General features: G+C 59.5%; 21 protein-coding genes. 19 read left to right on the forward strand and 2 right to left on the reverse strand.

Annotated features, from left to right (window positions below):
- Positions 1–3: 3 nt before the first annotated feature.
- Positions 4–2,061: a methyl-accepting chemotaxis protein gene (locus tag EAV92_RS23350; RefSeq protein ID WP_123043306.1), complete on the forward strand. Its 2,058-nt coding sequence runs from the start codon at positions 4–6 to the stop codon at positions 2,059–2,061.
- A gap of 223 nt (positions 2,062–2,284) precedes the next feature.
- Positions 2,285–3,649 carry an MATE family efflux transporter gene (locus tag EAV92_RS23355; protein WP_123043307.1) on the forward strand — a complete coding sequence of 455 codons (1,365 nt, stop codon included), beginning with the start codon at positions 2,285–2,287 and terminating at the stop codon, positions 3,647–3,649.
- A gap of 316 nt (positions 3,650–3,965) precedes the next feature.
- On the opposite strand, the gene EAV92_RS23360 is transcribed toward EAV92_RS23355, so the two are convergent.
- Positions 3,966–4,808, reverse strand: a complete 843-nt coding sequence (locus tag EAV92_RS23360; protein ID WP_123043887.1) for an aldo/keto reductase — start codon at positions 4,806–4,808, stop codon at positions 3,966–3,968.
- 399 nt (positions 4,809–5,207) lie between these two features.
- On the opposite strand from EAV92_RS23360, the gene EAV92_RS23365 reads away from it, so the two are divergent.
- The 11 genes from EAV92_RS23365 to EAV92_RS23415 all read left to right on the forward strand — a co-directional run bounded on the left by EAV92_RS23365 (position 5,208) and on the right by EAV92_RS23415 (position 15,808).
- Positions 5,208–5,795 (forward strand): TetR/AcrR family transcriptional regulator, encoded by a 588-nt coding sequence (locus tag EAV92_RS23365; RefSeq protein WP_206424348.1) that lies wholly within the window; start codon positions 5,208–5,210, stop codon positions 5,793–5,795.
- A 63-nt stretch (positions 5,796–5,858) separates the two neighbouring features.
- A complete protein-coding gene (locus EAV92_RS23370) occupies positions 5,859–7,241 on the forward strand; it encodes an MFS transporter (protein WP_123043308.1) in 1,383 nt (460 codons plus the stop codon).
- Complete coding sequence (locus tag EAV92_RS23375) at positions 7,238–7,567, forward strand: luciferase domain-containing protein (RefSeq protein WP_123043309.1); 330 nt, start codon at positions 7,238–7,240, stop codon at positions 7,565–7,567. Before EAV92_RS23370 ends, EAV92_RS23375 begins: the two co-directional genes overlap by 4 nt.
- Positions 7,568–7,747: 180 nt before the next feature.
- The gene (locus EAV92_RS23380) at positions 7,748–8,875 is read left to right on the forward strand and encodes a Gfo/Idh/MocA family protein (protein WP_123043310.1); all 1,128 of its coding nucleotides are present in this window, start codon (positions 7,748–7,750) and stop codon (positions 8,873–8,875) included.
- Positions 8,872–9,960, forward strand: coding sequence for a Gfo/Idh/MocA family protein (locus EAV92_RS23385; protein WP_123043311.1), 1,089 nt, complete (start codon positions 8,872–8,874; stop codon positions 9,958–9,960). The genes EAV92_RS23380 and EAV92_RS23385 overlap by 4 nt, the downstream gene beginning before the upstream one ends.
- Before the next feature lie 5 nt (positions 9,961–9,965).
- The gene (locus tag EAV92_RS23390; RefSeq protein ID WP_123043889.1) at positions 9,966–10,826 is read left to right on the forward strand and encodes a sugar phosphate isomerase/epimerase family protein; all 861 of its coding nucleotides are present in this window, start codon (positions 9,966–9,968) and stop codon (positions 10,824–10,826) included.
- Between the two features lie 40 nt (positions 10,827–10,866).
- Positions 10,867–11,721 (forward strand): AraC family transcriptional regulator, encoded by an 855-nt coding sequence (locus EAV92_RS23395; protein ID WP_123043312.1) that lies wholly within the window; start codon positions 10,867–10,869, stop codon positions 11,719–11,721.
- A gap of 33 nt (positions 11,722–11,754) precedes the next feature.
- Positions 11,755–13,038: a glucuronate isomerase gene (locus EAV92_RS23400; RefSeq protein ID WP_123043313.1), complete on the forward strand. Its 1,284-nt coding sequence runs from the start codon at positions 11,755–11,757 to the stop codon at positions 13,036–13,038.
- Positions 13,038–13,817, forward strand: coding sequence for an SDR family oxidoreductase (locus EAV92_RS23405; RefSeq protein WP_206424263.1), 780 nt, complete (start codon positions 13,038–13,040; stop codon positions 13,815–13,817). The genes EAV92_RS23400 and EAV92_RS23405 overlap by 1 nt, the downstream gene beginning before the upstream one ends.
- A gap of 14 nt (positions 13,818–13,831) precedes the next feature.
- The gene (uxuA, locus tag EAV92_RS23410) at positions 13,832–14,878 is read left to right on the forward strand and encodes a mannonate dehydratase (protein ID WP_123043314.1); all 1,047 of its coding nucleotides are present in this window, start codon (positions 13,832–13,834) and stop codon (positions 14,876–14,878) included.
- Positions 14,879–14,971: 93 nt separating this feature from the next.
- Positions 14,972–15,808, forward strand: a complete 837-nt coding sequence (locus tag EAV92_RS23415; RefSeq protein ID WP_241158370.1) for an amidohydrolase family protein — start codon at positions 14,972–14,974, stop codon at positions 15,806–15,808.
- A gap of 131 nt (positions 15,809–15,939) precedes the next feature.
- On the opposite strand, the gene EAV92_RS23420 is transcribed toward EAV92_RS23415, so the two are convergent.
- Entirely contained in the window at positions 15,940–16,803 is an 864-nt protein-coding gene (locus EAV92_RS23420) for a helix-turn-helix transcriptional regulator (protein ID WP_123043315.1), read from the reverse strand.
- Between the two features lie 185 nt (positions 16,804–16,988).
- Here EAV92_RS23420 and EAV92_RS23425 point away from each other — a divergent pair, with 185 nt between their 5' ends.
- The 6 genes from EAV92_RS23425 (at position 16,989) to EAV92_RS23450 (ending at position 25,431) form a co-directional block, all read left to right on the forward strand.
- The gene (locus EAV92_RS23425; RefSeq protein WP_123043316.1) at positions 16,989–17,774 is read left to right on the forward strand and encodes an SDR family NAD(P)-dependent oxidoreductase; all 786 of its coding nucleotides are present in this window, start codon (positions 16,989–16,991) and stop codon (positions 17,772–17,774) included.
- Positions 17,775–17,799: 25 nt separating this feature from the next.
- Positions 17,800–18,897 carry a mandelate racemase/muconate lactonizing enzyme family protein gene (locus EAV92_RS23430; protein WP_123043317.1) on the forward strand — a complete coding sequence of 366 codons (1,098 nt, stop codon included), beginning with the start codon at positions 17,800–17,802 and terminating at the stop codon, positions 18,895–18,897.
- Between the two features lie 21 nt (positions 18,898–18,918).
- Entirely contained in the window at positions 18,919–19,692 is a 774-nt protein-coding gene (locus EAV92_RS23435; protein ID WP_123043318.1) for an SDR family NAD(P)-dependent oxidoreductase, read from the forward strand.
- Between the two features lie 36 nt (positions 19,693–19,728).
- Entirely contained in the window at positions 19,729–20,628 is a 900-nt protein-coding gene (locus EAV92_RS23440) for a fumarylacetoacetate hydrolase family protein (protein ID WP_123043319.1), read from the forward strand.
- Between the two features lie 10 nt (positions 20,629–20,638).
- Entirely contained in the window at positions 20,639–22,948 is a 2,310-nt protein-coding gene (locus EAV92_RS23445; RefSeq protein WP_123043320.1) for a glycoside hydrolase family 95 protein, read from the forward strand.
- A 182-nt stretch (positions 22,949–23,130) separates the two neighbouring features.
- A complete protein-coding gene (locus EAV92_RS23450; protein ID WP_123043321.1) occupies positions 23,131–25,431 on the forward strand; it encodes an AraC family transcriptional regulator in 2,301 nt (766 codons plus the stop codon).
- Positions 25,432–25,446: the final 15 nt, after the last annotated feature.

Genomic DNA, 25,446 nt, shown 5'->3' on the forward strand with positions numbered 1-25,446 from the left:
CCCATGCGTATCCCTGCGATCCGAAGCATACGCACCCGCATCATGCTGATCGTCCTGCCGGTTGTCGTTGCGGCCATGGCGGCCTTGTCGGCGATCACTTATCAAAATTCGAAAACGCTCATCAACCGGGAAATCGAGAGCAAGATGCAGCAACAGCTGGACGCCACGATCCAATCGATCCAAACCCGATTGACGGCGCATGCGAAAATTCCCGAGACGCTCGCGCGTGCCGTCGAGGCCTCCGCCGACCATATCGAACAGGAAGCCTTGATCGACATGATCATGAAGTTCCTGTCGGCCAACGCGGATACGTTCGGCGTGGGCGTCTGGTTCGAGCCGCGCCAGTACAAACAATATCTCGAGTATTTCGGTCCCTATGCTTACCGCTTTAACGGGCAAGTGCAGTACACGCTCGAATCCAGCACGAAGGAATACGATTACCCGAGCCGGCAATTCTACCGGATCGGCCGCGACACGGATCGGGCCGTCGTGTGGTCCGATCCCTATTACGACGAAAGTTCGAAATCCGACGTGCTGACGGCGACCGCCCCTTTTTACCATTACGATAAAAAATTCCGCGGCGTCGTGACGGCGAACGTCGATCTCGAAAGCCTCCAGCAAGCGGTGGCGTCAATCCGGGTCGGAGAGACCGGCCGGGCATTCCTGCTGGACAAACAAGGCGACTATATCGCGGACCGAGACGGCTCGAAACTGCTGAAGGTGAATATCGCGCAGGACGCCAACCGGGGCTTGGCTTCTCTGGGACAAGTTATCTTGGCTTCTCCGGACGGGCTGGGGGAATATGCCGACGAGGAAGGGAAAGTCCGTGTCTATTATGCCGAAGTTCCGCTTACGGGCTGGAAGCTGGCCTTGCAAATACCTGAACGGGAATTGTACCGTCCACTTCGCCAGCTTCTGATCCAATCCATTCTTGCGATCGCGCTGACGCTGCTGGCCGTTTCGCTTGTTATCTATCTATTCGCGAGATACACGAAACGGCAGATCAGCCAGGTCAGCCGGCTTTCCGCCGCGATGGCGGCGGGCGACTTCACGCAAACCGCCGCGGTCCGATCCCGGGACGAGATCGGCGAGATGGCGGCCGATTTCAACCGCATGACCCGGGAGCTCGGCGCCGTCATCCGGCAAATGAACGACAGCGCCGAACTGGTCGCAGGCACTTCCGAACAGCTCACGCTAAGTACGGAGCAGACGACGAAGGCTGCCGAAGGAATCGCGGAAGCGGTGCTGGCCGTGGCGGCGGGGAGCGACGAGCAAGTGCGAGCGATGTCCGCCGCGAACGGAAAGGCGGCGGATACGTCCAGCCGCTTGGACGACATTTCCTGCCTCATAGAATCGATGGCCGGCGTATCGTCTTTCGCGCTCCGAACGGCCGCCGAAGGCCACGAGACGCTTCGGGCCGCGGTCGACCACGTCCATGACGTCGACGGCAAGGTCCGTCGGGCCGCGGATATCATCGAATCGCTGCACGCAAAATCCCGCGACATCGACGACACGATGGAACTGATCGGTCGGGTCTCGTTCCAGACGCGGATCTTGGCGCTGAACGCGGGCATCGCGGCCTCTCAAGCCGGCGCGCACGGGAAGGCATTCATGGTCATCGCCGAAGAGATCCGTGGTTTGGCGGAGAATTCGGCCAACTCCGGCTCGCGGATCCAGGAGACGGTCGGTGAGATCCGCCGTGAAATCCAACTGGCCAAGGAGCTGATGGACGCCAACCTCCAGGCCGTGGACGGCGGTAAGACGAAAATCGAATCCGCGGCGCAATCGTTCGGGAGAATCGTCCATGCCGTTCAGGAAGTTTCCGAGCAGACCGACGGCGTATCGGACGCGATCGGGGAGATCCGATCGCACATGTCGGACATGGCGGAGACGGTTCGACAAATGACGGAGATCGCCCGGCAAGCCGCCGATCAAACCGGCAGCGTCTCCGCCTCCACCGAAGAGCAGATGGCTTCGATGCAGGAAATCGCCGCCGGAGCGGGTACGCTCGCTTCCCTGGCAAACGAATTGAAAAGAACGATCAACCGGTTCGCGGTCTAGCGGGTGAGTTTGCTCCGGCTGCCGAATCGACCTGAAGCGCAAACGTGCGGACGTTTGCGCTTTGCCTTTATTTTGAAAGGTTTTTCTTTACTCCCCACCGTTGCGGTCTCGAAAGCGCCATGTTAAACTGTACCGTAAACACGCGTTTACGAACGTTCGCGGTCTGTCGCTCAAGGCTTGTTTTACCCTCAATTCGATCGGGACGGGAGATTCGGGAAGCAACATGGACCTCAAAAAACTATCATTATGGCGTCTGGTATGGCCGATCATGATCGAGCTATTCCTTCAATTCATGATCGGAACCGCGGACACGCTCATGGTCAGCCGCATTTCGGACGACGCGGTCGCGGTCGTGGGACTGTCCAATCAATTTTTTCAGGCAGTCATCATGCTCTTCGCGCTTGTGACCGGCGGAGCCGGCATCATCATTTCGCAGAAGCTCGGCGGCGGCAAAGAGAAGGACGCCCGGGTCGTCGCGGCCATGTGCTTCTCGAATACAGTCGGCTTCGGCGTGTTGGTCAGCGTCGTACTGGCCGGAGGCTCCGGTTGGGTCGCCGCGGCCTTGCAAACGCCGGATCAGCTGAAGGATATGGCCTCCGGCTACATCGGCATCGTGGGCGGCGGCACGTTGTGGATGGCTGCGGTTATGGCGCTGAGTACGGTGATCCGGAGCACGGGCAATACGAAGGGGCCGATGCTGGTCGCGATCGGCATGAACCTCGTGCATATCGCCGGCAACTACGGCTTCATTTTCGGAGAGCTTGGGCTCCCTAAACTCGGTTTGACGGGCGTCGCGATCTCGACGGTGAGCAGCCGGGTGCTGGCTTTGATCGCGCTGTACTTGATTTACCGGCGTTCCTTCTCCGCCCCGATCCGTATCCAGGATTATGTGCGGTTCGACTTCCCCTTGCTGAAGGAGGTCGCCCGGTTAGGTTTGCCGATGGCGCTCAGCAGTGCATCGTGGACGGTCTCCCAGGTGACGATCTACTCCATGGTCGCGACGATGGGCACCGAGCAGCTGGCCGCGCGGACGTATCTCAACACGATGGAGTCGTTCTGTTTCACGGCCGGGTGGGCCTTCGCCATGGCGGTACAGATCCAGGTGGCCGCGTTCTTCGGAGCCGGAGATCACGAGAGGGCGTTCAAGAGCGCCTACAAAGCCCTGTTCTGGGGCGAAGTCGTCGTGATCGCCAATTCGCTGGTCCTGTTCGCGTTCGGCAAGCAGCTTCTGTCTCTATTCACGGACAACCCGGACATTATCCGCATCGGCGTCGGCATCCTCGTGTGCGATCTCATCCTACAGCCGCTGAAAATGGCGAACATGCCGATCAACAACTCGCTGAACGCGGTCGGCGATACCCGGTACGTGATGATCGTGAGCATGATCAGCATGTGGGCGGTGGCGGTCGGGGGCACCTATACGTTCGGCATCGCGTTCGGCTGGCTCGTGTACGGCGTCTACGCCGCCATGATTACGGACGAAGCCATTCGGGCGATCTTGGTCAACCGGCGATGGTTCAGGCGAAAATATTTACCGAAGGAGCGGTTGGCCCATGACAAGCTCGCAGCCGGCAACATTAGCGGTTAATCAGATCGGCTCGTCTTCGGAGGTCCGAACGACGGGCTCCAAGACGATTACGCGAAGGAGCATCTGGCGGGAAGGCCGCCCACGCTCGAGGACGTCATGGACACCTACTGGAATTCTCCCGCCGTTTTCGCGATGTCCCGTTTTGCTTGAATAAACACGAAGAAAGGCCGCCGTGAGGGCGGCCTTTCTTTAAGAGATGACCGGAATTTCCGGTTATCTCAGCTCATTTGGGCGCTTTGCGGTGACGTTGACCGGAAATTCCGGTTATCGTTACGCATTTTGGCGTTTACACGGGTTAAATAGCCGGAATTTCCGGTCAAAAGTTGAAATTGTCCGGATCGGCGCCGACGCGCTGGTTCTTGTTCAAGCCGTCGATGGCCGCCATGTCGTCCGGGCTCAGCTCGAAATCGAAGATGGCCGCGTTTTCGACGATGCGCGGTTCGCGGATCGATTTCGGAATCGTGATGATTCCGCTCTGCAGGTCCCAGCGCAGCACGATTTGAGCAGGCGTTTTCCCGTATTTCTCGGCGATCGAAGTGATCGTGGTATCCTGAAGCACGAGGCCTTGGCCGAGCGGCGACCACGCTTCGGTTTGGATGCCCTTGCTGCGGTTGAATTCGCGGAGCTCCACCTGCGAGAGGTATGGATGCAACTCCACTTGGTTGACCGCCGGAACGACCTCCGCATCCGCAAGAATGTCCTTCAGATGGTGGACGTGGAAATTGCTCACCCCGATGGCGCGGACTTTCCCCGTTTTATATATCTTCTCGAGCGTTTTCCACGTTTCGGCGTATTTACCCTTCACCGGCCAATGCACGAGGTACAGGTCCAGATAATCCAGACCCAGCTTCTTCAAACTGAGATCGAAAGCATCCAAAGTCGTTTGGGTTCCTTGGTCCGAGTTCCAAACCTTGGAGGTGATGAACAGCTCCTCGCGCTTCACCGAGTATTCCTTCATCGACTCGGCGATGGCTTGTCCCACGCCTTCCTCATTGCGGTAGACGGCGGCGGTATCGATGCTGCGGTACCCGTTTTTAATAGCGGCTTTGACGGAATCGATCACCTCTTGGCCTTCTTGGACTTTGAATACTCCGAGTCCGAACCACGGCATCTTGACGCCGTTGTTCAAAGTCACCGTGTCCTGCAAATGCTGCGGCATATCCTGGCTCATGTTCTCGATCTCCTTTGCGACGGTCTGCCCACATTATAGAGGAACGGCGGGGTCACAATCAAAACGGCTCGATCACGTGAACTGGATAAACGCACGTCCATTCAGCCTGCTAACGGTTCTCCGGTGTTTGAACTGGAAAAGGTGCTGTTTATTCCGGCTGTCTTGGAGAATTCCTGCCGTTTCGAAGCTTTGAACTGGAGGAATTCCAGTCCGCGGATGCTGGGTGGCTTATCTTGGCTTGCTAGACTGGAGGAATTGCAGTCCGCAAGCCCATCCTGGCCTATAAAAAGTTATTAGGACCGTGGGTTTAAGGTGATTGACACCGCGATGCATCTGGTATACAATTCCAAATGTAAGTGATCACTTGCATTGAAGAAAGGAAGAGCCATGGGAGACGATCTGAAAACAAGCGACAAAATCCTGCTGGCCGCGATCGACCTCATGGCGGAGAAAGGCTACGACGGCACGACGACCAAGGAAATCGCGGCGGCCGCCGGCGTGAACGAGGTGACGCTGTTCCGCCATTTCGGCACAAAGCAGAAGCTGCTCGAGGCCGCGTTCCACCGTTACCACTATGCGGAAGAAATGACGAAGCTTTTTGCCGAGTCCCTGAACGGAGATCTGTACGCGGACCTGCTTCTGGTCAGCCGAACCTACCACAGGCTGATGAACCGGAACCGCAAGCTGCTTAACATCGCCCGGAAAGGCAGCAGCAGCCTGCCCGAAGCTGTCTATCAGGAAGCCGGGCGCCATCCGAAGCAGCTTCGGGATTTATTGACGGAATACCTGGTCACCATGTCGGAACAAGGCAAGGCGGCGGTATCGAATCCGCAGATGCAGGCCATGTCGTTCATGTGGATGAACTACGGCGCATTTTTCAGCGATTTGAACGCCGAGGGTGTCGCGCAGGAAAACTTGCTGGAAGAATTCATTCAAGAAAGCGTGAAGCTGTTCGCTAGGGCTTTAACCCCCTAGCTTTTTTTACCCACATTATGCAAGTGTGTACTTGCACTCAAACAGTGAAAGGATGGATCGAATATGCCCCTTGAAGAGAAGCCGAATGGTATGGCCCTCATGCGTTTAATGATGTTCACCGTCATGATCTCCTCGATGAACGCCATGATGATGAACGTAGTGCTTCCCCAGATCGGCAGGGAGTTTCATTTGGCCTTGGCTCAAGTAAGCTGGCTGTCATCGGCCTACGCTTTGATTTACGCGTTCGGTACCGTCATGTACGGGAAGCTGGCGGACCGATTCCCATTGAAAAGCCTGCTGACGTTCGGCCTGTCGTTGTTCGCGGCAGGTTCGCTTGTCGGGCTCGTTTCGCAAACCTTCGGAACCGCTCTCCTTGGCAGATGCCTGCAGTCCGCGGGCGCCGCGGCGCTGCCCGCGATGGCTTTGATCATTCCCGTTCGGTACTTCGCACCGGATAAGCGCGGCTCGGCATTGAGCATGACGGCGGTCGGGACCGCGCTCGGAGGCGCCCTGGCTCCGGTCGTTTCCGCGTCGATCGTGAGCATCGCGAACTGGCGCTGGCTGTTCCTGCCTTCGTTGTGCATGTTGCTGCTGATTCCGCTGTTCCGCAAATACTTGGAGTTCGAGCCCAAGGGGGCTCCTCGCCCGTTCGATTGGTTAGGCGGGGGGTTGCTTGCCGCATCCGTCTCGTTTCTCTTGCTCGGAGTGACGAATAGAGACGGGGGATACGCGGCAGCCGGCGCGGCGTCGTTCATCCTGTTTGCCGTAAGGATTCGAACGGCACGCGAACCTTTCGTCCAACCGGCGATTTTCCGCAACGCCAAATATACCGTCGCTCTGGCGTTGGCTTTTCTCATCGCGGGCGTCGGCACCTCCCTTTTTATCCTGACGCCGGTTCTCTTCGCCGGGGTTTACGGGCTGAATGCGGGCATGATCGGCTTCGCCATGGTTCCGGCCGCCGCAGCGGCCGCGATTCTGGGCAGGAGAGGGGGGAAACTCGCGGACCGGAAAGGCAATTTCCGGTTGTATGCCCTGGGTTCTTCCTCTATCATCGCTTGTTTTGCCTTGTTGTCCGTCTTCGCGGGCGTTCCTCCGCTTTGGATCTCTTTCATCCTTATTTTCGGGAATGTCGGCCAGTCTTTCGTTCAAATCGCGATGTCGAATACCGTATCGGGATCGTTGCCTAAGGAACAGGTGGGAGTAGGGATGGGACTGTTCTCCATGACCGGCTTTCTCGCGCAGGGTATCGCCGCCGGCGTCTACGGGATCGTCGCCGCGCAAGGAGCTCGCGCGGCATGGAATCCTTTGCACATGGTCGACGCAGGAGGATTATTCAGCAATATCTATTTCGTGCTGGCCGTCATCCATATCGGGATTTTGCTTATCTATCGATATACGTTCGTACGAAGGCGGAGTAAACGGAGAGAGGAAGAGGTAAGCAGATGACCGTTTCAAATCAGGAAAGGATCCGGCAACAATTGTCGTCATGGCCGGGCGTAACCGTGCAGCCCCATCGTTTCGGAGGCATCGAATTTCTTTACCGCGGCCGGGAAATCGGGCACCTTCATGGCGATTCTCTGGTCGACCTCACTTTACCGAAGAGGCAACGGGATCAAGCATTGGAGGAGGGGCGGGCAAGGCCGCATCATATTTATCCCGAATCGGGCTGGGTATCCATTTATCTCGAGTCGGAGAAGGAATTGGACCAAGCCCTGGCGTTCTTGAGGTTGAATTATGAACGGTTGGCAGCCAAACTTCCGGAGAGCGAATAAAACGACGCGCGCACCCTTGGTCTTTTCTTGACTGAGGGTGTTCAACTTTTGTGCAATGAGAGTTAAATTTTATCGTCAACACGGTAGGGGAAATCAAGTCTTCGAACCTCCGCCCGGTGTACAATAGGGTCAGAATAGCAAAAGAAGGGCTAAGCCCCGGACAAGAAAGGAAGCGCTCACATGGATCAGGTTCGGATCGGCATCGTCGGACTCGGCAATATGGGATCGGGACACGCTCGTTACTTAAGCAAGGGCGAGGTAGAAGGGGCCGTGCTGACGGCGGTTTGCGACGGGGACCGGCAGCTGCTGGAGCGGGTCGCCGGCGAGTGCGGCGAAGGCGTTGCGGCTTTCGACGACGCATCGGCGTTTCTGTCGTCAGGTTTGATCGACGGCGTCCTCATTTGCACGCCGCACTACAGTCATCCCCCGCTGGCGATCGAAGCGTTCCGCAACGGTCTGCACGTCCTGATCGAGAAACCCGCGGGCGTCTACACGAAGCAAGTCCGTGAGATGAACGAGGCGGCGGCTGCCACGGACAAAATTTTCGGCATCATGTACAACCAGCGGACGAATCCGATGTACCGCAAGCTGAGAGAGTTGATCCGGCAAGGGGAGCTCGGAGAGATCCGCCGGCTCAACTGGATCATTACCGACTGGTATCGGCCGCAGCACTATTATAATTCGGGAGGCTGGCGGGCCACGTGGGCGAAGGAAGGCGGCGGCGTGCTCATGAACCAGGCGCCCCACCAACTGGACCTATGGCAATGGATTGCCGGCATGATGCCGACGCGAATCCGCGCCTTCTGCTCGTTCGGCAAACGCCGCGACATCGAGGTCGAAAACGAAGTGACGGCCTACGCGGAATACGCGAACGGGGCGACGGCGGTTTTCATTACGTCGACCTGCGAGACTCCGGGCACGAACCGTTTGGAGGTGACGGGGGATCGAGGCAAAGCGGTCGTCGAAGAAGGCCGCCTGCGGTTCTGGCAGCTGGACGTATCGGAGCCGGAGTTTAACCGGACGGCGAAGGAGAGCTTCGCGGCGCCGGGTAAACGGGAGATCCCGATCGAGCTGGAACCGGGCGACGGCGAGCAGCACATCGGCATCACCCGCGATTGGGTCCGCGCGATCCTGACCGGGTCGCCGCTGCTGGCGCCCGGCGAGGAAGGCATCCGCGGCTTGACGCTCGCCAACGCGATGCTCCTGTCCACTTGGACGGACGGATGGGCGGAGCTTCCGCTGGATGAAGACTTGTTCTACCGCCTGCTGCAGGAGAAGATCCAAGCTTCCGGGGCGGTCCGCGCATGAGCAAGCAGGACGGAATGAACTACGCGCCTCAGGGCAAACCGCGACCGGTCGTGAAGCCGGGCGAGTTCGCGGTCGCGGCGGTCCATTTGGATCACGGCCACATTTACGGCATGTGCAACGGGTTGAAGGAAGCGGGCGCGTCCGTGAAATGGGTGTACGATCCCGATCCGCGGAAGGTGCGGGACTTCCTACAGGCGTTTCCGGAAGCGGCGCCGGCCGATTCTCTGGAGCAAGTCCTGCAGGACCCGGAAATCCGGCTCGTGGCCGCCGCGGCGGTGCCGAGCGAGCGCGGGCCGCTGGGCGTAAGCGTCATGGAGCACGGCAAAGATTATTTCACGGATAAGACGCCGTTCACCGCATTCGCCCATCTCGAGATGGCCGAGGAGACGTGCGAGCGGACGGGCCGCAAATATTGGGTTTATTTCAGCGAGAGGCTTCACGTGGAGAGCGCCGTCTATGCGGGACAACTGATCGAGGACGGCGCGATCGGCCGCGTCGTGCAGGTGCTCGGCCTCGGGCCGCACCGGCTGAACGCGCCGTCGCGACCGGCATGGTTTTTCGAGAAGGAGCGGTATGGCGGCATCCTGTGCGATATCGGAAGCCATCAGATCGAGCAGTTCCTCCACTACGCAGGTTGCCGCGACGCCAAGGTGCTGCACAGTAAGGTCGCCAATTACCGCAACCCGGAATATCCGGAGCTGGAGGATTACGGGGATGCGACGCTGCTGGGCGATAACGGGGCGACGAATTATTTTCGCGTGGATTGGCTGACGCCCGCCGGGCTGTCGACCTGGGGCGACGGTAGAACGGTCATTCTCGGCACGGACGGGTACATCGAACTCCGAAAATACGTGGACATCGCGCGGGATCCGGAAGGGGACCAGCTGTATTTGGTCAACGGAGAAGGCGAACGGCGCCTGTCGCTTGCGGGCAAGGTCGGATACCCGTTTTTCGGGGAGATGATCCTCGACGTGCTGAACCGGACGGAGAACGCGATGACGCAGGAGCATATCTTCAAAGCGGCCGAACTGTGCCTGTCGGCGCAAACGCAAGCCGTTCGAATCATGGGAGGGGAAACCGAATGACCGATATCCGAATTACCGTGTTCACGGTCGCGACGCCCGACTTGGAGCCGGCTCAGCTGGCCGCGGCGGCCAAACGGGCCGGACTCGACGGGATCGAGTGGCGCTACCAGGACGTGCCGAAGCCGCAGAAGGACGCGCCGTCATCCTTTTGGGGAAATAACAAATGCTCCATTCCGACGGTTTGGGAAGAGAAGGACTTGGAGGTATTCCGCGAAGCCGCGGCCCGGAGCGGGATCCAGTCGGCGGCGGTCGTGCCGTATTTGACGCCGGGGGACATGGCCGGCACCGAGCGGGTGCTGCGGGCGGCCCGCTACCTGGGCGCGTCCTTCATCCGGCTGGGAGTCCACGTCTATGACCGCACGCGTCCGTTCGCCGAGCTGTTCGCGCAGCAGCGCCGTTATCTGAAGCAGGCGGAGGAACTGTGCCGGGCTTACGGGATCAAAGGAATCATCGAAACCCACCACGGCACGATCGCCCCGACCGCGTCGGCCGCCTATCGGCTGGTGGAAGAGTGCGATCCCGCCCATATCGGCGTTTTGTACGATCCCGGCAACATGGTATACGAAGGGTACGAGAATTACCGGATGGGGATGGAGATTTTGGGACCTTACCTCGCGCACGTCCATGCCAAAAACGCGGCTTGGGAACAGCTGCCCGAGGACCCGGAGGATGGCGTGACGAGATGGCGCGTGGTCTGGGCGGGACTGAAGAAAGGCGTAGTCGATTGGAAGCAAGTGATCGACGATCTTCGCGCTGTGGGGTATAAGGGCTGTATCGGCATCGAGGATTTCAGCGGCCAATGGGGCACGGAAGAAATGCTCGCCAATTTCGCGGGCTCATTGAGAAAATGGCTCGATCCGAAATAGGCGCGCGGGACGCAGCGGCAGAGGGGAGGTCGACGGCACGATGACGGGCGGCAAAACGGAATATTTGGATCTCTCCTATCGGTTGGACGGGCCGCTCGAGCAAGCCTTTCACTCGCATCCCTGGTACGAAGTTTATTATTTCCACGAAGGCGTCTGCAACTATTTGATCGGGGACCAGATCTACACCTTGAAGCCGGGAGACCTCATCCTCATGAACGGCATGACCCTGCACCGCCCCAAAGTGGATGCGCGGTTCCCCTACGTCCGTACGGTCATCCACTTCGAGCCGTCGCTGCTGAAGCCGTTTCAGGAACTGCCGCAGGGCGTGCCGTTCCTTCAGCCATTCCAGACCTTATCCAACTACCGGATCTCGCTGGAACCGAAGGAGAAGGCGGAGGTCGAACGGCTGCTGGCGGACATGGAAACCCACCGGAGGCAAGGAGGAGCGGTCGCGAACAGCCGGATGCTGCTCGTCTTCGTCGATTTGCTTCACGTCATTTACGATTTATGCGGTAAACCGATGCGGGGCAGGCCGGACTTTCCATCCGAGAAGGAACGGACGGTGCAGCGCGTCGTGTCCTACGTGGAGGAGCGGTATACGGAGGATCTCGACATGGACCGGCTGCAAGCCGATCTTCACGTCAGCAAATTTTATTTGTCCCGCTTGTTCAAGGAAGTAACCGGCGTGACGATTTTCGATTACGTCTTCCAGAGGCGCATCAACGAGGCCAAAATCATCTTCTTGCTCGATCCCGGCCGTTCCGTGACGGACGTCTGCTTTCAGACCGGATTCAAGCATCTGGCGCATTTCAGCCGCTTGTTCAAACGGCAGGTCGGAGTGACGCCCGAGAAATACCGGAAATCGATACGGGAACGGCAGGGCAGCGCAGGCTGATTCCAAGTACCGACTGAGGAGGGAATCGTGAAAATGGGGACGACGGCAGGGGGAACGAGCAGATTGAGGGAGTCCGTCAAACGCATCGTTCGCGAGACGCCGGTGACGGACATGCACACGCATTTGTTCGCGCCCGCGTTCGGCGGGTTGAATTTGTATAGCCTCGACGATCTGCTCACTTACCACTACTTGACCGCGGAGACGATGCGCTGGTCGGATTTGCCTTATGAGCAGTTCTGGTCGCTGTCCAAGCGCGGTCAGGCGGAGCATATTTGGCAGCAGCTGTTCACCGCCCATTCGCCGATCAGCGAAGCGACGGGCGGCTTGCTTCAGGTCATGAAGGAACTCGGACTCGACACTTCCTCGCGGGACTTGGAAACCCATCGTTCCGCCTGGGACGCTTGGGACGCTGGAGCGCATGTGGAGCAAGTGCTGGGCGCGGCCCGCGTGCGCGACCTCGTGATGACCAACGATCCGTTCGACGATGCGGAAAGAAAGGTATGGGAAGCGGGCGAAGGCCGGAAAGACGCGCGGTTTCACGCCGCGCTCCGCACGGATCCGCTGCTGAACGATTGGCCGGCCGCGGCCAGGAAATTGCCCGAGCTCGGCTATCAGGTTTCCGAGGAATGGTCGGAGGAGACGAAGGCGGAGGTTCGCCGTTTCCTGCGCGAATGGATCGGCAAGATGGACGCGCTGTACCTGGCCGTCTCCATGCCGGGAGACTTCGTCTATCCGGCCGACGATCACCGCTCCCGGATGATCGACGAGGTCATGATTCCGGTCTGCCGCGAAGCGGGCATCCCGTTCGCCTTGATGATCGGCGTGCGCCGGGGCGTCAATCCGGGGCTGCGGCTTGCGGGCGACATGAGCATGCGCTCGGATACCGGCGCGGTGGAAGCGTTGTGCCGCCGTTATCCGGAACAAAAGTTCCTCGTCACGATGCTGGCACGGGAGAATCAGCACGAGCTGGCGGTGCTGGCCCGCAAATTCCGCAACCTGATGATTTTCGGCTGCTGGTGGTTCCTGCACGTGGAATCGATGATGGAAGAAATGACGCGGTTCCGCGTCGAGCTGCTGGGAACCAGCTTCATTCCGCAGCATTCGGATTGCCGGGTGTTCGGCCAGCTCATCTACAAATGGGGCCGCTCGCGGGAAATCATCGGCCGCGTGCTCGCGGACTCGTACGAACGGCTGGCGGGTACGGGATGGCGGGTGGAGGAAGCGGATATCCGCCGGGACGTCCGGGATCTGTTCGGCAACAACTTTTGGCGGTTCTTGGGCCGTCCGGAGAAAGCGCTGCAAGAGGAGGAAGCGTAATGGCAAAGGGCGGTTTGGATCTGTTCGACCTCACCGGGCGGACGGCCGCCGTGATCGGGGGCAACTCGACGCTCGGATCGGCGATGGCGGAAGCGTTCGGCGCGTATGGAGCCCGAGTCGCGATCGTCGGCCGGAACGCGGAATCGGGTGAAGCCGTTTGCCGGCGGATCGAAGCCGCGGGCGGGGCCGCCCGGTTTTTCGCGGCGGATGCGGTGAAGCGGGAGGACTTGGCGCGCGTTCTTGCCGAAATCACGGAATGGGGCGGCGGCGTGGACATCCTGATGAATTGTCCCGGCCGCAACAGCGCGACCCCGTTTTTCGAGATCCCGGAGGAAGAATGGGACGCCATCATGGACGTCAACGCCAAAAGCGTCATGCTCGCCTGCCAGGTTTTCGGCCGGCACATGGTGGAGCGGGGCAGCGGCAGCATCATTAATATTTCTTCCGTTTCTTCGGGACCGCCGCTTTCCCGCGTATTTACCTACTCCGCGTCGAAAGCGGCGGTGAACAGCATGACGCAGTTTCTCGCGCGGGAGTTTGCCGCATCCGGCGTTCGGGTAAACGCGATCATCCCGGGTTTCTTCCCGGCGGAGCAGAATCGGAAGATCTTAACGGAGGAACGCGTGCAGTCGATCATGACGCACACGCCGATGAAGCGGTTCGGGGAGCCGTCCGAGCTGCAGGGCGCGGCTTTGTTTCTGGCGTCCGGGCGGGCGTCCGGTTTCGTGACGGGGACGCTGCTTCGGGTGGACGGCGGCTTCGGCGCCATGACGATCTAGGAGGAGGAACGGCCATGTACATGACTTTCCGCTGGTTCGGGGAGAACGATCCGGTAACCCTGAAGAATATCCGGCAAATCCCCGGCATGCACGGCATCGTCAGCGCCGTCTATGACGTGCCCGTGGGAGAAGAATGGCCTTACGGGAAAATCGCCGGGCTCCGCGACCGCGTGGAAGCGGAAGGCTTGAAGCTCAGCGTCATCGAAAGCGTGCCGGTGCACGAAGACATCAAGCTGGGCTTGCCAACGCGTGACCGCTATATCGACAACTACTGCCGCACGCTGAAGAATATCGGTAAGGCGGGCATTCCGGTCGTCTGCTACAATTTCATGCCGATCCTCGACTGGACCCGTTCCGGCTTGGATTTCGAGTGGGAGGACGGCTCGACTTCCTTGATCTACGAGGAAGCATCCGTCGTGCGGATGAACCCTCGTTCAGGTGATCTTGCACTGCCCGGTTGGGACACCAGCTACTCGAAGGACGAGATCGGCCGCCTATTCCGGGCTTACGAGTCGGTCGATGAAGAGAAGCTGTGGGAAAACCTCGCCTATTTCATCGAGCGGATCATTCCCGCGGCGGAGGAAGCCGGCGTGCGGATGGCGATCCATCCCGACGATCCGCCGTGGCCGATTTTCGGGCTGCCGCGGATCATGACGAACGCGCGCAATTTCGAGCGGTTCCTCACCTTGTCCGACAGCCCGGCCCACGGCATCTGCTTGTGCAGCGGCTCGCTCGGCGCGGATCCGGCCAACGACGTCGCCGAGATGGTGCGGACTTTCGGCTCGCAAGGCCGGATCCATTTCGCGCATTTGCGGAACGTGCGGATCGACGGGGAAAAGGATTTTAAGGAAACGGCACACCTGTCTTCTGCCGGTTCGCTCGACATGGGCGCCATCGTGGCCGCCTTGTACGCGGTCGGCTTTGACGGTCCCTTCCGTCCCGACCACGGGCGCATGATCTGGGGCGAAATCGGCCGCCCGGGGTACGGCTTGTACGACCGGGCGCTCGGCGCGGTCTATTTGAACGGGCTGTGGGAGGGCATCGCCCGGGCCCGTGCGTAATACAGGAATAAGACCGGAGCATTCGTCAACTTCCTGAACGCGATGCCAAATACCCGGTTCCTTCGCCATGCTAGGATAGGAGAAAAAGAGGCGATGGACATGAAGGTGGATGCGCACCAGCATTTCTGGAACCTGGACCGGGTCCGCTATCCTTGGTTGGTTCCCGAATATGGCCCGATCTATCGGACATTCGAGGCTCCCGAATTAGAGCCGCTGCTTAAGTCTGCGGGTATCGACCAAACCGTACTGGTGCAGGCGATGGATTCGAGCGAGGACACGGAGTATATGCTGGAAGTCGCCTCGACCTTCGACTGGATCGGGGGCGTAGTCGGCTGGGTGCCGCTGGACCGCCCGGACGAAGCCGAGCGTTTGCTTACGCGGTACGCGGCGGAGTTCCCGAAGTTCAAAGGCGTCCGGCACTTGATCCACGAGGAGAAGGATCCCGATTGGGTCATTCGTCCGGATGTGCTGGAGGGATTGAACGTGCTGGCCGATTTCGGGCTCACGTTCGACGTCGTCGCGGTGTTCCCGAATCACCTGAAGCATATACCGGTGCTGGCGGAGCGGGTACCGAAGCTGAACATGGTGATCGACCACCTGGCCAAACCGCCGATGCGGGAACGGGGCTGGGAGCCCTGGGCAAGCCAATTGGCGGAAGCGGCGGCTTGTCCCCGCGTGTTCGCGAAGCTGTCCGGCTTGAATACGGCTTCAAATCATGGAGTGGCCGAAGAGTGGCAGCCTTATGTCGATCATGCGCTTGCGGTATTCGGAGCGGAGCGTCTCATGTTCGGCAGCGACTGGCCCGTGGCGAACCTGAACGGAGATTATGCCTCGGTGTGGAGAGAGACGCTCAATGTCTTGTCCGCACGCACTCCCAAGGAGGTTGAGGCAATCCTGGGCGGCACGGCGCAACGGTTTTACCGTTTATAGCGATACGTACGGACAAGACTCCTTTGCGGGAGTCTTTTTTTTGGTTGCACCCGATACCGAGCGCTGATTTAAGTGTGCAATATCGAACTGCTGCTGCAATCGTCCGGCAATCCTGGTAACCCCGTCCGGCATCACAGCCCGGAAAACGGCCGAAGCCGGTATTGCCTCGGGCTCACGCCGTAATAGGCGCCGAAATGGCGGGTGAACGGATGGATCGAAGGATAGCCGAGTTTTTCGGCGATGGCCGTCACGCTCAGGTCGCTTTCCTGAAGGAGGTGGGACGCCCTCTTCATCAGCAGGTTATGCTGGTACGCCTTGGGCGTCAGCCCGGTTTCCCGAAGGAACAGCTCGTGAAAATACGTCCGCTTCAGTCCGCAGAATTTCCACCACGTCTCTACGGGCTCCCGGCGTTCGGGGAAGGCGTCGAGCTGGGCAAGCAGCCGGACGATCCGGTAATCGCTGGGCTGCCGGGTATGGAGGGCGTTGTACCAATTGAGGAACCAGGCATAAAGCAGGCTGTTCAGCGCTTCATGGCGGTAGAAAGAAGACTGGTCGAACACCTTCGTCATCTGCAGCAGTCCGTCATACAGAATCGGATGGGACTGCAGCGAATAGATACTCGGAAACGCAGCCAGCTCCTCGCATGGTTCTGCCGGCGTCGAAGTGTGGGGCTGGTAAGGCTCGGGATAGCGGAAAAACGTCCGGTTGAGAGAGACAGGCTGCTCCGTCGGCCATAAGTCGAAATATAGATTCCAGGATGACAGCGGGTGCGTCGGAGAAATATGGAAGGCGTGCGGCTGCCCCGGACGGAGGAACACGAGCGTTTTGTTCGCGATGGGATAACGCTTGCCGTCGATCTCCATTTCGCCGGGCCCGTCGGTAAAGAGGTGGATGGCGTATACGTTGCAGGTGCGCAGCCCCTCGTTGGAACTGCCGTCGTACAGATAAGGCATGGAGTCCCCGAGAAAGGGCTTCAGGTCGGACAAACGTTTCATCGAATGGCGCGCCTCCGTTCGCATGCTCAGATGCATTTCACAAATTACCGGATAAAACGTCAAATCAATGGATGCGGTATCAAATACGACATCCTGATCTGATGATACGATATGGGCAGAGTTTCGGGAAGATGATGCGATATGCAGCGGATGATTTTGCAACAAGAAATTCGGGAGGAGTGCGCATGGAGTTCGCAAACCGGACGGTCATCGTCACGGGCGGAGGTTCGGGAATCGGAGAAGCCTGCGCCGAATTGTTCGCCGAGAGGGGCGCCTCCGTGGTTATTGCCGACCGAAACGAGGCGGAGGGGACCCGAGCTGCCGACAGGATCAACGCCGAGCTTCCGGCTGTAACGGCCGGCGGACCTCCCCGCGCGTCGGCGATCCGGACGGACGTCTCCCGGGACATGGAAGTCGCCGCGTTGGTGGAGCAGACGCTCTGGACGTACGGCAGGATCGACGTTCTCGTCAACAACGCCGCGGTGATATGGCCGCGCTTCTTGGAGGAAATCGGCGAATCCGACTTCGATCGTGTGATCTCTGTCAACCTCAAGGGCGTGTTCCTCATGATCAAGCATGCGATCCCGCATTTGCGAAGAACACGGGGAGCGATCGTGAATTTGGCGTCGCTGAACGGCCTCGTCGGACAGCGGCAAAACCCGGTTTACGCGGCGGCCAAAGGCGGCGTCATCGCGATGAGCAAATCGCTGGCGCTGGATTATGCGGCCGATGGGGTCCGCATTAACTGCGTCTGCCCCGCCGGGGTCATGACGCCGCTGCTAGAAGAATGGACCCGGCAGCAGGAAGATCCCGCGGCGACCGTGCAGGCTCTGAACGACATGCATCCGTTGGGCAGGCCCGCGACCCCCGAAGAGATCGCGCAGGCCGTCGCCTATCTGGCGGGAGCGCGATCCGGGTTCGTCACCGGCGTCGCGCTGCCGGTCGACGGGGGCGCTTCGCTCGGCTATTAATCCGCATCCGCAAAGGAGAACGACGATGAAAATCACCAAAGTGAAAACGTTCGTGCTTCACGTTCCGATTACCCCGCCGATCACCGATGCCATCAACGTCGCGACCCATTGGGGGCTGTCCGGCGTTCGGATCTTCACGGACGAAGGCTTCGTCGGCTACGGGTATACGGGCACTTGCGCGCAGGGGGACGAGATGATCGTCGATACGATCGACCGATACTACGCCCCCGAGCTGATCGGCAAGGATCCGTTCATGGTCAAGGAGATCTGGGATTCGCTGCGGTTCGGCAAAATGCACTGGATCGGCAGGGCCGGCGTGACCCACATGGCGCTGGCCGCCGTCGACATCGCTCTGTGGGACATTATGGCGAAGGCATCGAACAAGCCTCTGTGGCAGTACCTCGGCGGACATAAGAGCAAAGGCATCAAGGCCTACAACACGAACGGCGGGTGGTTGAACTGGAGCAAGGAACGCCTGCTTAAAGACGTGACGGAGATCGTCGAGCAAGGCTTCACCGGGGTCAAAATCAAAGTGGGCAAACCGGATCCCCGGGAGGATTACGACCGCGTGAAGGCGGTAAGGAAGGCGATCGGGGACGACGTCATTTTCATGATCGACGTGAATCAGCAGTGGAACGTCAACACGGCGATGACCTGGGGCAAAAAGCTGGAGGAATTCGACCTGTTCTGGCTGGAAGAGCCGCTGAATCCCGACGACATCCTCGGCCATAAGAAATTGGCGGACGAGCTGAACGTGCCGATCGCGCTGGGCGAGCACGTGTATACCAAATACGCGTTCCGCGACTATATCCACCACGGCGCCGTGGAGTATTGCCAGGTCGACGTGACGCGCGTTGCCGGCATTACCGAATGGCTGCAGGTGGCGGGACTGGCGGCGGCATATGACGTCCCCGTTTGCCCGCACGTCGGGGACATGGGGCAGATTCACCAGCATCTGGTCGCGGCGACGCAGGGCTCGATCATGCTGGAGTACATTCCGTGGATCCGGGACATTTTCGTGGAACCGGCCACCGTGCGGAACGGGTTTTACGTGCTGCCCGAGATGCCGGGCGCGTCGACGGAAATCCTGCCCGCCTATTTCGAGAAATACAGAATCCGTTAAGCCGGGGAGGGAGACGGACCGATGAGACTCCAAGACAAAACGGCGCTGATCACGGGTGCGGGCTCCGGAATCGGGCGGGCAGCCGCGGAACGGTTCGCGAAGGAAGGCGCCACGGTCATCGTCAATGACCTGGACGAGAGCAAAGGACGCGAGACCGTGGAGCGGATCGCCTCGTCCGGAGGGAACGCCTTGTTTCTTCAGGCGGACGTGACCGACGCCGATTCGGTTCAGACGATGATCCGAGAAGCGCTGAAAGCCTGCTCGAAAATCGACGTGCTGTTCAATAACGCCGGCATCAGCGGGGTGGGCGCCATTCACGAAATCGAACCCGAGGACTGGGACCGGGTCGTCCGCGTCAACCTGCGGGGCGTCTTCCTGCCGTCCAAATACGTGCTGCCCCATATGATGCAGCGGATGTCGGGAAACGTCATTAACATGTCTTCGTGCATCGCCGAGATCGGTTTGGCGCGCCGCGCCTCCTATTCGGCGACGAAGGGCGCGGTTCTGGCTCTGACGAAGTCGATGCAGGTGGACTACGCCCCCTACGGCATCCGCGTGAACGCGCTTCTGCCGGGTACCATTTTAACGCCGTTCGTCGAGCAATACCTCCGCAACTCTTACGAGGATCCCGAGGCGGCGCTCGCGGCCATCAAATCCAGGCAATTAAGCGGCGACCTCGGCAAGCCGGAGGACGTGGCGAACGCGGCTTTGTTCCTGGCTTCGGACGAATCGAAATTCATGATGGGCTCCCCGCTCTACGTCGACGGCGGCGTCGTATTCGGGAAAAACGCGTAACTGCGCACAACATGCTTAAAAGGGGCGGTTTACGAAATGAAGCTTGTGACGATCGACGGGGACGGCGGCGGCCGCCTCGGCGTCAAGTGGGACGAGGGAATCCTGGATATCCGGGCTGCGCTTTCAATGGTACCGGATCCGGAAGTGCCGGCGGACGTGATGGCGCTCCTCGAGGGCGGAGAGACGGCACTTGCCGCATTGGGGGACTACTTGCAGCGGTTGAAAGTTTCAGGAAATGACTCTCGCTGCCTTCTCCCGGAGGAGGAGGTCATCTTCGGCCCCTGTGTCACGCGGCCGAACAAAATCGTCTGCGTCGGGTTGAACTACCGGAAACACGCGGCCGAGACGAACGCGGCCATTCCGGCTTTCCCCATTCTGTTCAACAAATTCCATAATGCGCTCATCGGCCATCGGAAGGACGTTCCGCTTCCGGAACGGGTAAGTTCGGAAGTCGACTATGAGGCGGAGCTGGCGATCGTGATCGGCAAAACCGCCAAGTACGTCGAGAAGGAGAACGCCTTGGAGCACGTTTTCGGATATTGCTGCGCGAACGACCTTTCCGCGCGCGATCTGCAAATGCGGACGCCTCAGTGGCTGCTGGGCAAGTCATGCGACGGCTTCAGCCCGCTCGGCCCTTATCTGGTCACGGCCGATGAGGTCGGAGACCCGAACGATCTGGGGATCCGGTGCGCCGTCAATGGGGAAGTTCGCCAGCGGTCCCGCACGTCGGACATGATTTTCGGCTGCGACGAGATCGTCAGCTACGTTTCCCGGCACATGACGCTCGTTCCCGGAGACGTCATTCTGACCGGGACGCCGGAAGGAGTCGTGCTCGGGTATCCGAAGGACCGGCGGGTTTATTTGCGGGCGGGCGACGTCGTAACCGTCGAAATAGAGAAGCTGGGCAGTCTGACGAACCGAATGATCGGAGAATAGGAGATGCGGCATGGGAGAGACGAAACTTCGGTATGATGGGCCCGCGGACAAATGGGCGCAAGGGCTGCCGGTCGGTAACGGAAGGCTGGGCGCGGTGATATACGGGGGAGCGGATCGCGAAACGTGGAGCGTGACGGAATCGACCTACTGGTCCGGCAAACCGGAACGGACCCCCGCCAAGATGAACGGCAAAGCGGATTTGGAGGAGATGAGGCGCTGTTTCTTCGCCGGAGATTATGCACGCGGGGAAGAATTGGCGGGACAGCTGCTGCAGCCGGAGAAGGGCAATTTCGGGACGAACCTGCCCTTGTGCGCCGTACATCTCACGTTCGGCCATATAGGCGGTAAGCTGCAACGGGAGCTGGATTTGGAGGATGCGGCGGTCCGCCTTTCCTATGAAGCGGGCGGGACGGCTTACTGCCGCGAAACTTTCGCCACCCATGCGGACGGCGTCCTCGTTTCGCGAATCCGGAGCGACGGACCGGACAAGGTTTCGTTCACCCTGCGGCTGGAGGCGGAGACGGAGCGCTTCGAGGCATGGCCGGATGGCGATACGCTCGCCTTCAGCGGCCAAGCCACGGAACGAATCCATAGCGACGGGGAATGCGGGGTTTCTTGCCGAGGAGTCGTCATGATAACGGCAAGCGGGGGAACCGTGGCGATCGGCGGAAACGGCATCGCGGTGCGGAACGCAGAAGAGGCGGTCATCTGGCTGAGCGTCGCCACGGATTACGGCCAAGACGGCGAGCTTTGGGCGGACGAGGCGGAACGCCGTCTACGCGATGCCGTCGCCAAAGGCTTTGCCCGCGTCAAGGAAGACCATTTGGCGGACTACCGGCCTTTATTCGGACGAGTGTCGCTCGACTTGGGGGACGCCGGACGGACGGGATTACCGTTGGACCACAGGCTCCGGCTGCTCCGGGAAGACGCCGGCGACGATCCCGGCCTGTATGAGCTGTTTTTCCAATACGGCAGGTATTTGATGATCGCCGGTTCTCGGGAAGACTCGCCTCTCCCCCTGCATCTGCAAGGAATATGGAACGACGGCGAAGCCAACCGCATGGCTTGGAGCTGCGACTACCATTTGGACGTCAACACCGAAATGAACTACTATCCGACGGAGGCATGCAATCTGGCGGAAAGCCATGTCCCGTTGATGCGGTTCGTGGAGCGGTTGGCCGAAGCCGGCCGGGAAGCCGCGCGCGACTTCTACGGCTCCGAAGGCTGGGTGGCGCACGTGTTCACCAACGCATGGGGATTCTCCGCGCCGGGATGGCACTATTCCTGGGGATTAAACGTAACGGGAGGCTTGTGGATCGCGGCCCAACTCCGCGAGCATTACGAATACAACCTGGACGGGGTTTTCCTGAAAGAAACGGCGTATCCCGTGCTCAAGGAGGCGGCGCTTTTCTTCCTGGATTACATGACGGTCCATCCGGTCCATGGCTGGCTCGTCACCGGCCCTTCCAATTCGCCGGAAAACAGCTTTTACGCCGATGCTTCCGCCTCCTCATCCTACGCTTTGTCGATGGGCTCGACGATGGACCAGCAACTGGTTCGCGACTTGTTCGATTTCTGTCTGTCCGCGGCGGAGCGGCTCAGGGTGGACACGGAGTTTCAAGAGCGGCTGAGGCGGGCCATCGTCCAGTTGCCGCCCCTTCAGATCGGCCGCAAAGGGCAGCTGCAGGAATGGCTGGAGGATTACGGCGAAGCTCAGCCTGACCACCGGCACCTGGCCCATCTCTGGGCATTGTACCCCGGCAGCCAAATTACGCCGGAGGAAACGCCGGACCTGGCCGAAGCGGCGAGAGTGACGCTGGACAACCGGATGAGAGGGGAAGGCCTCGAAGACGTCGAATTCACGCTGGCCTTATTCGCGGCGAGCTACGCCCGTCTCGGGGACGCCGAGAAGGCTAGGGACAGCTTGTCTTATCTCGTCGGCCAGCTCTGCTTCGATAACCTGCTCACGTATTCCAAGCCGGGCATCGCGGGCGCGGAAACGAATATTTTCGTCGTGGACGGCAATTTCGGCGGCACGTCGGCGATCGCGGAGATGCTCCTGCAGAGCCGCGCCGGTGACATCCATCTGCTGCCCGCGATGCCGGCGGGATGGCCCACGGGGCGGTTCACGGGGTTGCGGGCCAAAGGGAACGCCGAAGTATCGGCCGCTTGGGAGAACGGGGAATTGACGGAGGCGGTCATCCGGCCTTTCTCTACGCTGCGCACCCGCTTGCGATACGGCGGCAGGACAGTCACCCTTGAGCTGGAGCCAGGCCGCGAATACGCGGTGGACCGGGATTTGCGCATCACCGAACGATAGATTTCAGCCTTAACCTGCAAGGACGGGAAGCGGCTGCGATGCCTCGCATCGCGGCGGCTTCCTTTTGCGGTATTGGGTGCCGACAAGCGGTTTCATGCAAAATACTCATGTTCACGCGCAACGATTTCATAGATAATAGGAATACGTTTTGATAACGCTGTCATGGCGGGAGGGGGGCGTTCATGCCGAGACATTCCCGGGTTTTCAGAAGCTTCCTGATTTCCTATATCGTCATTTTGATCATACCGAGCATCGCCGGCTACATGTCCTACCGCACGTCCATTTCCGTGACGCAAAACCTCGCGATCGAGAACAGCGTCACGCAGCTCCAGAAAAGCAAGGAGATTCTGGAGCGCCGCATGGCCGAGGTCGAAGGCTTCACCAGGCAGCTCGCGATCAATCAGGATTTGAACATTCTCATGAATGAGAAGAAGTCGGGAGACCAAACAAACGTTTACGGGATTTGGAAAATGATGCGGGACATCCTGACGTTCGGCCAAACGAACGACTTTTTGCAGAACTTTTTCATCTACCTCGCCAACTACAACGTGATCCTGACGCCCGGGTCCGCGTATTTCCGGCCCGAGCATTATTACGAGAACTTCCATTACAACGATCTGACGCTCGCCGAGTGGAAGCAGACGATTCTCGGGAAGACGCACCGGAGCGAGGTCCTGCCGCTGCGTCCGTTCGTTTCCAAAGGAGTGCAAACGGCCGTCCTGACGTACATGCAGTCGCTTCCGTTGGACAGCTTCAGCGGGTCGTCTCCGGCGACCGTCGTCGTGCTGATCGACAAGAATACGATCGGGAGCCTGCTGTCGGGCATCACCGACCGTTATGGCGGTTGGGCCCACATCAGCGACGGCGAAGGCCGCACCGTCGCCGCGAAGGGCATCGGCGAACCCGACATGGAAGCTTTGGCCGCGGACGCGCGCTTCGACAAGGATAAGGTCAGCCAATTTTACGACGACGACCTGGTCATCACCATCCGTTCCGACGCGAGCGGGTGGGTGTACCGGGCGGGTATCCCGAGGCAGGTGTTGCTCGAGAACGCCAACAAGATCAAGTCGATTACCTGGACCGTCACCGGCATCGCATTGGGGGTCGGCCTGCTCGTCGGGCTCTTCCTCGCTTACCGGAACAGCGCTCCGATCAACCGGCTCGTCACCGTCATGAAAGAGCAGTTCGGGACGGACGCCGGCGAGGGGCGCAACGAATACGACTTCCTTCACGGCAACATTTCCGACATGATCACGAACAACAAGCGGCTGGAGTCCGAGCTTCACCGTCAACTCCCGCTCGTCCGGGACGCATTCCTCAAACGCCTGATCGCCGGCGAATTCCAATCGCGGGAAGAAATTCTGGCTGCCGCGGCGCAGGCGAATACCGGGATTTACGGCAATTCGGGTTACGTCTGCATTTTGCAAATCAACGGCTACTCCGGCATGGACAGCGTCGAAATCCTGAACGAGCTGAACGCGGCCCGTTTGATTCTGAAACAAGCCATGTTCGACCTGGCAGGGTTCCTGCTGATGACGGATCTGGGATCGGACAAAATCGTGATCGTATTTGCGTCCAAAGAAGCGGAAACGGGCAGCGAGCTTGGAAGAAACGAGATCGGGGGCTTGCTTCATCAGCTTTCCGAACGCGCCTTCAGCGAATACCGGATTTCCGTTACCGCGGCGCTCGGCGATCGTTTCGCGGCGGAGACGGAAGTCAGCCAATCTTTCGAGCGGGCGAAAATGACGCTGGAATACGCCGTCAACAGCAACAGGAAGGGCATTTTGTGGTTTGACGAAATCCAGGTCGAAAGCGCCACTTATTACTACCCGCTCGACGCGGAGCTGCGGCTGATCGGCACGATCCGCGCGGGAGAGATCGAGGAAGCGAAGCGGATCTTCCAATCGATCATGGTTCAGAATACGGAGAACCGCGAATTGTCCGTCGAAATGAAGCATCAGCTGGTCGGTGAATTAAAAGGAACGTTCCTGAAGCTGCTGGACCAGAAAACGTTCCTGGAATCGGATCTGTTCGAGAGTCTCAAAAACCGGATCATCGGCATACAGGAGACGGAGAAAACCGAGACGATCCAGGCCGAAATCGACGGAGTCATGGAAATCTTGTGCGGCTTGATCACGAGCAGGAAGAACGACAGCCATACGAGAACGGTCGAGCAAATCAAGCAATTTATCGCGGAAAACTATTCGTATTCCGAGCTTACGCTTTACCGGGTGGCCGAGCAGGTCGAACGGCCGGAGAAATACATCTCCCAACTGTTCAAGGAAGTCACCGGGATGAATTTGTCCGACCATCTGGAGAAAGTCAGAATGGATCACGCCGTCCGGCTGCTACGGCAGAACGCCTATACGGTCGACGAAATTTCGATGAAGGTCGGCTATAACAGCTCGCATTCCTTCCGGAGAGCATTCAAGCGGGTAACCGGGGTATCCCCCAGCTCGTACCGCCAAACCGAGGAAGATTGAAAGGAGGGTTTCGCG

The organism is Cohnella candidum, assembly GCF_003713065.1.
Classification (GTDB): Bacteria; Bacillota; Bacilli; order Paenibacillales; family Paenibacillaceae; genus Cohnella; species Cohnella candidum.

Excerpts from the sequence above, each read along its gene's own strand:
- EAV92_RS23350 (WP_123043306.1), top strand. The coding sequence starts at position 4 with ATGCGTATCCCTGCGATCCGAAGCATACGCACCCGCATCATGCTGATC.
- EAV92_RS23355 (WP_123043307.1), top strand. The coding sequence starts at position 2,285 with ATGGACCTCAAAAAACTATCATTATGGCGTCTGGTATGGCCGATCATG.
- EAV92_RS23360 (WP_123043887.1), bottom strand. The coding sequence starts at position 4,808 with ATGCCGCAGCATTTGCAGGACACGGTGACTTTGAACAACGGCGTCAAG.
- EAV92_RS23365 (WP_206424348.1), top strand. The coding sequence starts at position 5,208 with ATGGGAGACGATCTGAAAACAAGCGACAAAATCCTGCTGGCCGCGATC.
- EAV92_RS23370 (WP_123043308.1), top strand. The coding sequence starts at position 5,859 with ATGCCCCTTGAAGAGAAGCCGAATGGTATGGCCCTCATGCGTTTAATG.
- EAV92_RS23375 (WP_123043309.1), top strand. The coding sequence starts at position 7,238 with ATGACCGTTTCAAATCAGGAAAGGATCCGGCAACAATTGTCGTCATGG.
- EAV92_RS23380 (WP_123043310.1), top strand. The coding sequence starts at position 7,748 with ATGGATCAGGTTCGGATCGGCATCGTCGGACTCGGCAATATGGGATCG.
- EAV92_RS23385 (WP_123043311.1), top strand. The coding sequence starts at position 8,872 with ATGAGCAAGCAGGACGGAATGAACTACGCGCCTCAGGGCAAACCGCGA.
- EAV92_RS23395 (WP_123043312.1), top strand. The coding sequence starts at position 10,867 with ATGACGGGCGGCAAAACGGAATATTTGGATCTCTCCTATCGGTTGGAC.
- EAV92_RS23400 (WP_123043313.1), top strand. The coding sequence starts at position 11,755 with ATGGGGACGACGGCAGGGGGAACGAGCAGATTGAGGGAGTCCGTCAAA.
- EAV92_RS23405 (WP_206424263.1), top strand. The coding sequence starts at position 13,038 with ATGGCAAAGGGCGGTTTGGATCTGTTCGACCTCACCGGGCGGACGGCC.
- uxuA (WP_123043314.1), top strand. The coding sequence starts at position 13,832 with ATGTACATGACTTTCCGCTGGTTCGGGGAGAACGATCCGGTAACCCTG.
- EAV92_RS23415 (WP_241158370.1), top strand. The coding sequence starts at position 14,972 with ATGGACATGAAGGTGGATGCGCACCAGCATTTCTGGAACCTGGACCGG.
- EAV92_RS23420 (WP_123043315.1), bottom strand. The coding sequence starts at position 16,803 with ATGAAACGTTTGTCCGACCTGAAGCCCTTTCTCGGGGACTCCATGCCT.
- EAV92_RS23425 (WP_123043316.1), top strand. The coding sequence starts at position 16,989 with ATGGAGTTCGCAAACCGGACGGTCATCGTCACGGGCGGAGGTTCGGGA.
- EAV92_RS23430 (WP_123043317.1), top strand. The coding sequence starts at position 17,800 with ATGAAAATCACCAAAGTGAAAACGTTCGTGCTTCACGTTCCGATTACC.
- EAV92_RS23435 (WP_123043318.1), top strand. The coding sequence starts at position 18,919 with ATGAGACTCCAAGACAAAACGGCGCTGATCACGGGTGCGGGCTCCGGA.
- EAV92_RS23440 (WP_123043319.1), top strand. The coding sequence starts at position 19,729 with ATGAAGCTTGTGACGATCGACGGGGACGGCGGCGGCCGCCTCGGCGTC.
- EAV92_RS23445 (WP_123043320.1), top strand. The coding sequence starts at position 20,639 with ATGGGAGAGACGAAACTTCGGTATGATGGGCCCGCGGACAAATGGGCG.
- EAV92_RS23450 (WP_123043321.1), top strand. The coding sequence starts at position 23,131 with ATGCCGAGACATTCCCGGGTTTTCAGAAGCTTCCTGATTTCCTATATC.